The sequence below is a fragment of the Pseudomonas sp. CH235 genome (assembly GCF_004368175.1).
GTDB classification, from domain to species: domain Bacteria; phylum Pseudomonadota; class Gammaproteobacteria; order Pseudomonadales; family Pseudomonadaceae; genus Aquipseudomonas; species Aquipseudomonas paraglycinae.
Window position 1 is genome coordinate 1 of sequence record NZ_RRZJ01000027.1, and the last position, 12401, is coordinate 12401.

General features: G+C 62.6%; 11 protein-coding genes. 6 read left to right on the forward strand and 5 right to left on the reverse strand.

Annotation, left to right across the window (positions count from 1 at the left end):
• Positions 1-300 precede the first annotated feature (300 nt).
• From EIY71_RS22445 to EIY71_RS22465, 5 genes are all read right to left on the reverse strand, one after another.
• Positions 301-543, reverse strand: coding sequence for a DUF1652 domain-containing protein (locus EIY71_RS22445; protein ID WP_084776931.1), 243 nt, complete (start codon positions 541-543; stop codon positions 301-303).
• 179 nt (positions 544-722) lie between these two features.
• Positions 723-2213: a helix-turn-helix transcriptional regulator gene (locus EIY71_RS22450; protein ID WP_134023182.1), complete on the reverse strand. Its 1491-nt coding sequence runs from the start codon at positions 2211-2213 to the stop codon at positions 723-725.
• Positions 2214-2290: 77 nt separating this feature from the next.
• On the reverse strand, positions 2291-3181 hold the full coding sequence (locus tag EIY71_RS22455) for a LysR family transcriptional regulator (protein ID WP_011334794.1): 891 nt from the start codon (positions 3179-3181) through the stop codon (positions 2291-2293).
• 6 nt (positions 3182-3187) lie between these two features.
• Positions 3188-5395 (reverse strand): xanthine dehydrogenase family protein molybdopterin-binding subunit, encoded by a 2208-nt coding sequence (locus EIY71_RS22460; RefSeq protein WP_134023184.1) that lies wholly within the window; start codon positions 5393-5395, stop codon positions 3188-3190.
• Complete coding sequence (locus EIY71_RS22465) at positions 5395-5859, reverse strand: (2Fe-2S)-binding protein (protein ID WP_085602752.1); 465 nt, start codon at positions 5857-5859, stop codon at positions 5395-5397. The genes EIY71_RS22460 and EIY71_RS22465 overlap by 1 nt, the downstream gene beginning before the upstream one ends.
• A 118-nt stretch (positions 5860-5977) precedes the next feature.
• On the opposite strand from EIY71_RS22465, the gene EIY71_RS22470 reads away from it, so the two are divergent.
• The 6 genes from EIY71_RS22470 to EIY71_RS22495 all read left to right on the forward strand — a co-directional run bounded on the left by EIY71_RS22470 (position 5978) and on the right by EIY71_RS22495 (position 12345).
• Positions 5978-6910 carry a LysR substrate-binding domain-containing protein gene (locus EIY71_RS22470; RefSeq protein ID WP_134023186.1) on the forward strand — a complete coding sequence of 311 codons (933 nt, stop codon included), beginning with the start codon at positions 5978-5980 and terminating at the stop codon, positions 6908-6910.
• Positions 6911-7277: 367 nt separating this feature from the next.
• On the forward strand, positions 7278-8207 hold the full coding sequence (locus tag EIY71_RS22475) for an amidohydrolase family protein (RefSeq protein WP_007952852.1): 930 nt from the start codon (positions 7278-7280) through the stop codon (positions 8205-8207).
• A 4-nt stretch (positions 8208-8211) separates the two neighbouring features.
• On the forward strand, positions 8212-9117 hold the full coding sequence (locus tag EIY71_RS22480) for an amidohydrolase family protein (RefSeq protein WP_007952854.1): 906 nt from the start codon (positions 8212-8214) through the stop codon (positions 9115-9117).
• Positions 9118-9263: 146 nt separating this feature from the next.
• Positions 9264-10649 (forward strand): UbiD family decarboxylase, encoded by a 1386-nt coding sequence (locus EIY71_RS22485; protein WP_085746087.1) that lies wholly within the window; start codon positions 9264-9266, stop codon positions 10647-10649.
• A gap of 11 nt (positions 10650-10660) precedes the next feature.
• Positions 10661-11284 carry a UbiX family flavin prenyltransferase gene (locus EIY71_RS22490; protein ID WP_129974135.1) on the forward strand — a complete coding sequence of 208 codons (624 nt, stop codon included), beginning with the start codon at positions 10661-10663 and terminating at the stop codon, positions 11282-11284.
• The gene (locus EIY71_RS22495; RefSeq protein WP_134023188.1) at positions 11281-12345 is read left to right on the forward strand and encodes a GTP-binding protein; all 1065 of its coding nucleotides are present in this window, start codon (positions 11281-11283) and stop codon (positions 12343-12345) included. Before EIY71_RS22490 ends, EIY71_RS22495 begins: the two co-directional genes overlap by 4 nt.
• Positions 12346-12401: the final 56 nt, after the last annotated feature.

A 12401-nucleotide genomic window follows, 5' to 3' on the forward strand; every position in this document is an offset into this window, starting at 1 on the left:
AGGCTGAGTGGAGGGATTGATCCGGGGGTGGGAGCGCAGCGACCGTGCGGCGCAGCCGCATGCATCGAGAGGAGGTGCAGCGAAGCAAACCGTAGGCGATGCCCCCGGATCAATCCCGGAGCGAAGGAACACCGAGCCAAAGCGAGGTGCCGAACGTCAGGGTAAAGCCTTTTTGGTTACTTTTGAGGCGTTTGTCAAAAGTGACCCGCTGTAAGAGCGGAACCGCCAGCCGCAACACCCGAAGAAACGGATACACACCCAAACCCAAAAACAGCATGGTCGGCCCAAAGGCCGCCAAGCTCAACTGGGCGAGCGCAAAGAATTACTCTCAAGCTCATACCGCAACTCACCAATCAAAGCATCCACCGCCTCTGGAGTTCGCAAGGCACCAAGACTCAACCCACTAATCACCAGATCCACCCGCCCCGAAACCGGCTCATAAAGCTTCACAGTCAGCGAATGATCCCCATCCACCACACACTCACAAGCCAACGGCGAAAAACTACGCTCAAGCCGAGCCCGCAACTGCGCCAGATAAATCATCGCGCCAGCTCCACACAACCAGACTCAAAAACCGACAACACATTCATAAAGGGCTGATCCATTAGCAGGTTCCAAAAAGACACGATCACCAAAAAAATGCATCGCACCTCAACAGACTAAGAACACCCCGCCCGATCAAACACCCGAATTTGCACCCCATAAACTAGTGCATTTGCACCTTACCGCTGCCCCCGACCGCCCCCCGAAAACAACCCACGCTCCCGAGCCCAGACAATCGCCTCGCTTCGACTGTGCACATCCAGCTTCGAATACACCGTCGCCACATGATTGCGCACCGTGTTCGGCGCCAGCTTCAGCCGCGCAGCAATTTCCTTGTCCGCCAGCCCCTCACAGATCAGTCCCAGCACATCACGCTCGCGGGCGGTGAGATCAGTGAACGACACGCTCGGCAGCTGCGGCGAGTTGACCTTCTTCACATTGGCCAGCTTTTCGATCAACGTCCGACTGAACCAGGATGCATCCTTCATCACCTCTTCAATCGCCGCCACCAGCTCAAGCTCGGTGCGCTTGCGCTCGGTGATGTCCATCAGCACCAGCAGATAGCACACCGCGTCCTGGATGTTGACGGTGTCGGCGGACATCGCGCACTCCAGCAGCTCGGCGTCTTTCCTGCGGATCCGCATATCGACGCGGTCAACGCGGCCGGTTTTCTCCAGTGCCGCCAGTAACCGGGCGCGTTCCGCCGGTTCATCGATGAAGTCCAGTTGCGCGACGGTCTTGCCGAGCACGTCGTCGCTCTCGTAAGCCAGGGTATCGAGAAAGGCCTGATTGACGTCGATCAGCCGCTGCTCATCGGCGCTGCAAATCAGGATCGGTACCGGCGTCAGGCGAAAGGCCTTGGCGAACCGCTCTTCACTCTGGCGCAGGGCGACTTCGGCCTTATGCCTGAGCTCCATGTCGACGAACGAGAACAGCATGCAATCCTCGTCATTGAGCACTAGCGGCTGCCCCGCGACGATCACCTGTTTAATGCCACCGTCCGGCAATCGCAGCTCGGCCTGCATCTGCGGGATCGTCGCGACATCGCGCAGGCGCTGGATCGCCAGGTCCTTGCGCTCGGCCTGTTCGAGAATATCCAGCTCATAGGTCGAAACGCCGATCACCTGATCGCGGGTGTAGCCGGTCATTTCCAGAAAACCCGGATTGACCTTGATGTAACGCAGATCGCTGAGGCGGCAGATCACCGCCGGCGCCGGGTTGGCGTTGAAGGTTTTTTCGAAGCGCTGTTCGGCGTTGGCCCAGTCGGTGACGTCGCTCATGATCAGCACCAGCGACTCGATGTCGCCGTCGCGATCGGTCAACACCATGCTGCGCACGCTGTGCACCCAGGTACGTTCTTCATCGCTGCGCGAGGAAACCTCCACCAGCACATCACTGAACGTTTCCCCGGTCGCCACACGGCTGATCGGGTATTGCTCCGGCGTCAATGTGTGGTTGTTGCGATACCGCAGGTTGAAGCGCTCGACGTATTCCCCGGCGTTGTTGCCCAGCTCGCCGATCCGGCTGACGCCATGCATCGCCAGCGCGGCTTCGTTGGCCCAGAGAATCGTCTGGTCGAGTTCCAGCAGAATCACCCCGTCGGACAGCCCGGCAATGATCTGCTGCAACTGACGGCGATTGGTTTCGGTGGTCAGGACGTCCCGGCTCATTGGTTCTCCACAAGTTCGCGCATGTGAAGTTTACGACCGCAGGCGGTTGTGATCGTGCCGGGCAACTTTATCCCTGATTACCGCGATGAGTGATCGACCAGCTCGCGCAGCGTATCGAGAAACAGCTTGAGCACCGGCGAGGCATCGTCCGCCCGATACGTCGCGTACAGCGGCACTTGCGGCAGCGCCGGGGTCAGGCGCCGGAACACCAGTCCGGCGGGAGCCAACTGCTCGATCGATGCGGGTAACAGCGCCACGCCAAACCCGGCGCGAACCAGACTGAGCAAAGTCTGCACCTCGATCACCTGCTGGCGGATCTGTGGGGTGAACCCGGCCTGAATGCAGCACTGATAGAGAAAATTGGCGAACCGCGACTGCTTCAGCTCCAGCGCCACAAACGGCTCCTGCGCCAGATCAGCCGGCGCCAGCACCTCGCGTCGGGCCAGCGGGTGATCCTGCGGCATCACCACATGGATCGGCTCATGGATCAGCAATTCATTGCGCAATTGCGGGTCGTCATAGCCAACCCGGAACACACAAGCGTCGATGCGTTTTTCCTTCAACGCCTTGACCTGGGCCGCCGGGGTCATTTCATGCAAACGCCAGGTCACCTGCGGATATCGCTCGCGAAACAGGTGCAGCGCCTTGGGCAGCACGCCGACCATCACCGAACTGATCATGCCGATTTCCAGCTCGCCCAGTTGCCCGCGACCAGTTTGGCGGGTCAGGTCCAGCGCCCGCTCGAGTTGCTCGAACACCAGCGGCGCCTGCTCCTTGAGCATCTGCCCCGCCGCTGTCAGCTCGACCCGATGGTGGCTGCGCTCGAACAGCGGCGTGCCGAGTTCTTCCTCCAGCAAACGAATCTGCTGGCTCAGCGGCGGCTGGCAGATGTGCAGCCGTTCGGCGGCGCGACCGAAGTGCAGCTCATCGGCCAGGGCCATGAAGTACCGCAGCAAACGCAGGTCCATGGCGACTTACCCCAGGTTCAGTGGCGTGGAACGCTGACGCACCCCGGTCAGGCTGAACAGCGCATTGGCAATTGCCGGGACCACCGACGGACTGCCCAGCTCCCCGACGCCGCCCGGTTTGTCCGGCTGGCCATCGAGCACGAGAATGTCCACCGGCGGCATGTCGGACATGCGGGTGACGCGATAGTCGTGGAAATTGCTCTGCACCACTCTGCCCTGCTGGATGTCGAGACGATCGAATAGCGCGTGGCCGAGGCCCCACATCAATCCGCCGTAAATCTGCTCCTCGACCCCGCCGGGCGACACCGCCAGACCGCAATCGACCACACAGGTCAGCTTCTCGACCCGCACCTTGCCGTCCACTTTCGCGACCCGCGCCACCACGGCGATGAAACTGGTGTAGCCCTGATTGGTGGCGATCCCCAGCGCCGTGTCCGGCGGCAGTTTCTGGCCCCAACCGGCGCGTTCAGCGGCCTGCTTCAGCACCGCCACATGCCGTGGCCGCTCCTGCATGTTGACCAGCCGGAATGCCAACGGATCTTCACCGGCCGCGTGGGCCAGTTCATCCATGAAGCTTTCCACGGCGAACACGTTGGGAATGAAGCTCACCGAGCGATACCAACCGCTGGGCACGTTGCTTTCGTGTTTGACCCAGTTCAGCTCCAGGTGCGGCGGACGGTAGGCGAAGTCCCACGCGGTGATCGCTTCGGTGGTGCTGTAATCCATGTGATCCGGACGCTCGAAATAGCCCGGCTCCCACTGTTCCGGCGAGGCAGGCGACACCGCGTGCAGTTGCAGCGCAGTGAGTTTGCCTTGGGCATCCAGCGCGCCTTTTACCCGATGCAGCGTGGCCGGGTGATTGAACAGCGCGTGCATCTCGTCTTCGCGGCTGTTGAGCAGTTTCACCGGCACGCCGGTCTTCTGCGCCAGATACGCGACCTCGAACAACCAGTATTTGGCTTCCCGCGCACCGAAGCTGCCACCGGACACCAGCTCATGAATGGTGACTTTTTCCTTGCCGATGCCGCACACGGTTTGCGCCGCTTCCAGCGCCGACGACGGCACCTGCACGCCACCCCAGTAGGTGATTGCCTTGTCCTTGAGCTGCGCGGTGATGCAGATCGGCTCCAGCGGGTTCTGCACCTTGTAGGGCATGGTGTAATCGGCTTCGAGCAGCTTCGCCGCACCCGGCCATCGTCCCGCGACATCGCCCTGGGCCATGGCTTTGACGGTTTGCGTTGCCGGGTCGCTGATCGCTGCGATCTGCGCCCTGGCCAGATCGGCGCTGTCGAAGCCGGCCAGCGGGGAATCGCTCCATTTGATCTCCAGCAGCTTGCGTCCCTGTTGCGCGGCCCAGAACGTTTCGGCCAGTACCGCGACGCCTTCGAGGTTGCCACCGAGCACGTCCGGCCGACCGGGAATAGCGATCACCTTGCGCACGCCAGGCACCTGCAAGGCTGCCGCCGAATCCACGGCGACAACCTTCGCGCCCACCACCGGTGCGCGCTGAATCACTGCCACCAGCATCCCCGGCAACTGCACGTCGATGCTGTACTTGAAACGCCCGCAAACCTTGGCCGCCGCATCGCGTTTGTGGCGCAACTTGCCGATGTATTTGAACTGCGCCGGATCCTTCAGCGTGACGTTCGTCGGTGCCGGCAGATGCGCCGCCGCGCCGGCCAGTTCGCCGTAGCCGAGGCTGCGTTTGCTCGATGCATGCACGACCCGACCTTCCTCGGTAGAGCAACTGTCGGGGCTGACTTTCCACTGCTGCGCCGCCGCACTGATCAGCAGCACCCGCGCCGTGGCGCCAGCCATGCGCAAGCGATCGTACTCCAGCGACACACTGGTGCTGCCGCCGGTGGAGAAGACTTTCCAGACCGGATGAATGTAGGTTTCGAAGAACGGATCTTCCGGGGTGATGACCTGCACCGTCATCGGGTTCACGTCCAGTTCCTCGGCCACGCACGCGGCCAAAGCCGTCTGGGTGCCGGTGCCGGAATCGTGCTTGTGCACCACCAGTTTCACCGTGCCGTCGGGCAGCACGCGCACCCAGGCGTTGGGTTCGAATTCAGTGGCCGAGGTTTTCGCTTCAGTCGCCGCCGCACCGGAAGGCAGGTACAGCGCAATCGCCAGACCGGACGCCACCGTCACCGCCTGCTTGAGAAACACTCGGCGCGAGGGTTCATGAAGCGTGCCGTCGATGAAGCTCATCACGCCTCCTTCGGCGCATTCGCCGCACGTTTGATCGCTTTGTTGATGCGCCCGTAAGTGCCGCAACGGCAGATATTCCCGGACATCGCGTTGCGGATCGAGTCATCGTTGACCGGTGCGCCGGTGTTGAGCAGTGCGGCGGCGGACATGATCTGCCCGGATTGACAGTAGCCGCATTGCGGCACATCTTCGGCGACCCAGGCCAGTTGCAGCGGATGGTTTTCGCTGGGCGACAGGCCCTCGATGGTGGTGATGCTGTGGCCCGCGACGGCGGCCAGCGGCAACTGGCAGGAACGCACCGCGACGCCGTTCAGGTGCACGGTGCAGGCACCGCACAGGCCCATGCCGCAACCGAACTTGGTGCCGGTGAGTTTCAACTGATCACGCAGCACCCATAACAAGGGCATGGAGGGGGACGCCTCATCCAGCTCGCGTCGTTCGCCGTTAACCGTGAATGCAATCATTGTCAGGCTCCAAAAGAGCGGCCCGTCTTTGTGCGGGCCTGGTGACCGATTATTGGAACCCCCGGCAACGCGCGGCCAGCGACGATTTCTGCCAACCGGTGTAAGCAGGACTAACAACATGTACAAGCGATACCCGTCGGTGCAGTCCATGAGCGCGTTCATTCACGCAGCGCGCAGCGGCAGTTTTTCCAGTGCCGCACGCAAGCTCGACCTGACCCACAGCGCGATCAGCCAGCAGATCCGCGCCCTGGAAGACTTCATCGGCCAGCCGCTGTTCGTGCGCGAAGGCGGCGGCAGCAACCTGACCGACGCCGGGCAGCTGTTTGCCAGCGTGCTGTCGGATGGCCTGGCGCAGATTGACCGGGCGCTGTCCTCGGTGAAAAACCGCAGCGTGGCCCAGCGACTGACCCTGGATGTGGACAGCGAACTGGCGCAGAGCTGGCTCAATCCGCGCTTGCCGCAGTTGCTCGACGGCTTGCCGGATTACGAAGTGACAATCCTGTCGATGCCGCGCAGTGATCGCAGTATTTTCGAACGGGTGGACCTGTCGCTGCGCTATGGCTATGGCGATTGGGACGATTGCGAGATGACCCAGATCTGCGGGGATCGGGTGCTGGCGGTGGCGTCCCCGGCGTTGCCGGAGCGGCATGGATTGCAGCTGCCGCTGAGCCCGGCGCAGATTCTTGAGTTGCCGCTGTTGGGATACACGCGACGGTCGTGGATTCCATGGCTGGATGCGGCCGGGATGACACCGACCGAACCGCCGGCGCGGGTGATTTTCGATAATGCGGCGAATCTGATTGCGGCGGCTGAAGCGGGTGTTGGTGCGGGGCTGGTGCGTGGATTACTGGCTGCCGATGCGTTGCGCAGCGGGCGGCTGGTGGCGTTGAACGAGGCGCAGATTGCGGCGCATTACAATCTTTATGCGGTGTGGCCGCATGGGCAGGCTGACCGGGTCGCGCCGGTGGTTGAGATCATCAAACAGTTGGCCCTGAGTACTCTCGAAAACCAACCCTCACCCCAGCCCTCTCCCGGTGGGAGAGGGAGCTGACCGAGGTGTCTTGCGTCATACATCGACCTGAACGACCGAGTCGATTATGGATTCACTGCTGAACTGTCACGTCGGTGTCATTCATCAATATTCCCCGATCGGTCCCCTCTCCCTCCGGGAGAGGGCTAGGGTGAGGGCAGGCTTTTGATCTTCCCCTATATCCCAGAAGTATCACCACCCCACCCAATTAATATTGTACGAACCCTCCCCCGCCTTCCAATACTCGCCTCAAGCAACCACCCACCCGGGCCGGATGCGAACAGGCGAGGGAATGCGCGAGTGCTGCGCATAGAAACGGCCGATTGCCCGGGACGTGGATGCTGTGAGCCGCAAGGCTCCCTTCCCCGCTATCAGGAGATCGACTTCAATGATCATCGATATCAGCTGCTATCCCACGGATCTCGTGGACCTCGCCTGGAGGCATGACGGTGACCCGTTCACCGGCGAGCGTCTGCTGGAGATGATGGATGGCCCGTACATGGTCAACGGCAAGCCTCGCCGCATCGACAAAGCCTTCATCCAGCCGCCGCAGGGCAACACCATCTACACCTGGACCGACGGCGAATTGTCGGGCCGCGAATCCATCGACGCCTACATGGCCTACACCCTGAAAATGGTCCAGACCTACCCGGACCGTTTCATCGGCTGCTTCGTCTACAACCCGCGCTGCGGCGTGGAAAACGGCGTCGAGGCGATCGAGCGTTACGTGAAAGAACACGGTTTCAAGATGGTGCAGATGCAGGCCAACATGCACGCCTACCGTCCTGACCGCGCGCTGGACTGGGTCCGTCCGGCCTTCGAGAAATGTGCCGAGCTGGGCATCCCGGTCAAGCTGCACACCGGCGACGGGCCTTACAGCATCCCGTCGGAATGGGTGCCGATGATCAAGGAGTTCCCCAACGTCGATTTCATCATGGCCCACTTCGGTGTGCAGACCGGCGGCGTCTACGTGTTCGAACCGATGCAGTGGGCGATGGAGCTGCCCAACGTCTATTGCGAGTCCGGCTGGTGCCTGCAATCGCGGATCGTCGAGTTCGCCAAGGTCCTGCCGACCCACAAGATCCTGTTCGGCACCGACACCCCGCCGAACGAACCGGGCATGTGGCTGCGCCTGCTCGAAGTGCTCTGCCACGAGCCGCCGCAGGGCCTTAACCTCGACGAGGACACCCTCGAAGACTACCTGGGCAACAACACCGCACGGATGATCGGCCTCGAGCCGTCCCCGCCGCCGCGTTCCGTTTCCGAAGCAGAGGCGCAACTCAAGCGCCCCGTCACCACCCAACTGGCCAGGAGCTGAACCGATGATCATCGACACCCATCTGCACCCCACCAATCTGGTCGACGAGGCCTGGCGCCACACCGGCGAACCGTTCACCGGCGAGCGCATGCTCAAGCTGATGGACGGCCCGTACATGATCAACGGCAAGCCGCGCCGGATCGACATGGGTTTCATCCAGCCGCCACCGGGCAACACCGGTTATCGCGACGGCAACCGCCGTGGCCGCGAGGGCGTGCGCGACTACATGTCGTACGTCGCCGAACTGTGCGTGAAGTACCCGGACCGGTTCATCGGCAACTTCAATTTCAACCCGCGCTGGGGACCGGAAAACGGTGCGGCAGAGCTGGAATTCCACATCAAGGAATACGGCTTCAAGATGCTCAAGCTGCACGCCAACATGCACGGCTATCGCCCGGATCGCGCACTCGACTGGCTGCGTCCGGCGATGAAGGTCTGCGCCAAGTACAACATCGTGGTGCTGATCCACACCGGTGACGGCCCGTACACCATTCCGACGATGTTCTACCCGATCATCCGCGAGTTCCCGATGGTCAATTTCATCATCGGTCACTTCGGCATCCAGACCGGCGGCAACTACTCGTTCGAGGCGTTCTGGATGGCGATGGACACGCCGAACGTGTACTGCGAATCCGGTTGGTGCTTCCAGTCGCGGATCGTCGAGTTCGCCAAGGAGCTGCCGCGCAACAAGATCGTGTTCGGCACCGACTCGCCGCCGAACGAACCGGGCATGTGGCTGCGCGAGCTGGAAGTGTTGTGCTCGCCGGCGCCGCAGGGCCTGGGGATCGACGAGGATCACCTTGAGGATTACCTGGGCAACAACATCGCCCGGTTGTGCGGGATCGAACCGACCCCGCCGCCCAAGGATCTGGCCGAAGCGGACATTCGTCTGACCACGACCTATCTCTAAACAGGGTCTGACCCGGCTTCAACCCAGCCACACAGCGACTTTACAGGCGCGAAGATGACCCGGCGTTCGCTCGACCGGCAGGCCAACGGCTTGTCGATCGAACGCCAGCCTCACCCCTGCGCGCCTGCTTTTTACGAGGTGAAACCATGACCCGTTCGACGCTCGGCGACTCTCAGGATTTTCACGTATTCATCGACGCCTATCGCCGCCAGTACCCGGACGATGTGCTGACCATCACCCAACCCCTTTCTGCCGATCAGGACGTCACCGCCCTGGTCGATGCCCTCGCCGCCCAGGGTCGCGATCCGCTGCTGATCTGCGAAAACGTCAGCAACCTCGGTGTGCCGGTGGCGACCAATCTGTTCGCCTCCCGTCGGCGCATCGCCCGGCTGTTCGGCGTCAGTGCCGCGCAGTTGCACGAAACCTTCCAGACCCGCGCCAACCAGCCGATCGCGCCGCGCTACGTCGAAACCGGCCCAGTGCTCGACGAAGTCTTCGAAGGCGAAACCCTGGACCTGGCGCTGCTGCCGATGCTCAAGCATTTCGACAGTGATCGCGGCCCGTACATTACCAACGCGATCATCATCGCCGAGGACCCGCAGACCGGCATCGCCAACATGAGCTACCACCGCTCGATGCGTCACGCCCGTCAGGCCCTGGCTACCAGCCTGCACTCGCGCGGGCATCTGTGGCGGATGTTGCAGACCGCCCGCGAACGCGGTGAAGAACTGCGCGTGGCCATGGTGGTCGGCGCGCATCCGCTGTTCATGCTCGCCGCTGCTGCACGGCTGCCCTATGGCAGCGATGAACGCGCGGTGGCCGGCGGGCTGTTCGGTGCGCCGCTGGAACTGGTGAAGACTCCGCGCTACGGCATCGGCGTGCCGGCTTACGCCGAGTTTGTGCTCGAAGGCGCAATAGACCCGACGGCCTATGCCGAAGAAGGCCCGTTCGGCGAGTTCAGCGGCTACTCCTCGGATCGCTCGACCAACAACGTGCTGCGCGTCGATACCCTGTTGCGGCGCAAGGACGCTTGGCTGGTGGACGTGATGGGCGGACGTTACGCCGAGCACCTGACCCTGGCGCGGCTGCCTCGCGAAGCGGAAATGAGCGAGAAGCTCAAGGCACGTTTCCCCGCCGTCACCGCCGTGCATTACCCGAACTCCGGTACGCATTTTCATTGCTACGTGGCGTTGGATCAAAGCCGTGACGGCGAGGCCCGGCAGATCATGCTGGCCCTGCTCGGCTGGGATCCGTACCTGAAAACCGTGATCGCGGTGGACAGCGATATCGACCTCACCGACGACAGCCAGGTGCTGTGGGCACTGGCCACTCACTTCCAGCCGCACCTCGACATCTTCACGATTGACGGTTTGCCCGGCAGCCCGCTGGACCCGTCGTCCTCGGTCAATGGCACCACGTCGCGCATGGGCCTGGATGCCACGCGCGGTTCTGGGTTTGACGGGATCAAGGCACAGCTCGATCAGGACGTGCTCGAACGCGCGCGGCAACTGCTTGAAGGTCTGCCATCGTGAACCGCCAGCGGATGGTGGTCGGCATCAGCGGCGCGTCCGGCTTCATCTACGGCGTGCGCCTGCTGGAGTTGCTGGCCGAGCTGAACATCGAAAGCCACTTGATCATCAGCCGCGCCGCGCTGCTGACCATGGCCCACGAAACCGACTACAAACTGGCCGACGTCACCGCCCTCGCCAGCCATTACCACCGCGCCGACGACGTGGCCGCCGGGATCGCCAGCGGTTCGTTCCGCTGCCTGGGCATGGTGGTCGCGCCGTGTTCAATGAGGACGCTGGCGGAGATCGCCACCGGCACCTCATCGGGGCTGATCGGCCGCGCCGCCGACGTCACCCTCAAGGAGCGCCGCACCCTGGTGCTGATGGCCCGCGAGACGCCACTGACCCTCGCCCACCTGCGCAACATGACCGCTGTCACCGAGATGGGCGGCATCATCGCCCCGCCGGTCCCGGCCTTCTACGCCCGCCCAGACAGCCTGGCGCAAATGGTCGACCACAGCCTCGGCCGCGTCCTCGACCTGTTCGGCCTCGATGCCGGCACTGCGCTGCGCTGGGGTGAAACTCCGGCCCCCAGCCAAATCCAGCCTCACTCCCCTTCATCGTGCACCGGTCTATCAATACCAAGGAGCCTCACATGAACACCCCCTTCAACGCCCCGACCCCGAACACCAAAATCCCGGTCACCATCCTCACCGGATTCCTCGGTGCCGGCAAAACCACCCTGCTCAATTACATCCTCAAGGAGAACCACGGCCGCAAGATCGCGGTGATCGAAAACGAGTTCGGCGAAGTCGGCATCGACGGCGATCTGGTGCTCAGTTCCGAGACCGAAGAGATCTACGAAATGGTCAACGGCTGCGTCTGCTGCACCGCCGAAGTCCGCGAGGACCTGGTGCGGATCGTCCGCGAACTGGTGGCGCGTCCGGTGCGGCTCGACCACATCCTGATCGAGACCAGCGGCTTGGCCGACCCGTACCCGGTGGCCCAGAGTTTCTTCATCAACGACCCGATCGCCGAGGAAGTCGAACTCGACGCCATCGTGACCATGGTCGATGCCAAACACATCGCCCAGCACCTGGAAGACTTGCAACTGGATGGCGTCGACAATCAGGCGGTGGATCAGATCGTCTGCGCCGACCGCATCGTCATCAACAAGGTCGATCTGGTCAGCGCTGAAGAGGTGGAAACCCTGCGCGGCAAGATCCGCGGATTGAACGCCACGGCGGATCTGGTGACCTCGACCCACGCACAGATCGACCTGTCGAAGATCCTCGGCATCGGCGCCTTCGAATGCACGCAGAAGCTGATGGAAATCGGCGCGTATCAGCACGATCACGATCACCACGAGCATGACCATCACGACCATGACCATCACGCTGAAGAGCCCGATCACGAGCACGACCCGAGCGTGTCCTCAGTGGGCATCGCCGTGGACGGCGCAGTCAACCTGATGGCCTTCCACCGCTGGATCAGCGAGTTGCGCAGTTCCCAGGCCGACAACCTGTACCGCATGAAAGGCGTGCTGGCGGTGGCCAACGAAGACCAGCGCTACGTGCTGCAAGGCGTGCACAGCCTGGTGGAGTTCCGCGCTTCGACCGCGTGGGGCAGCGAGCCGCGCTCAAGCAAGATCGTGTTCATCGGCCGCGACCTGGATCGGGCGGCGCTGAACCAGGGCTTCGCCGCCTGCCTGGCCGGCTGAAACCCGGCATCGGAGCCGGTGGATGGCGGTTCCGGGCACACAGAACGAATACCCCT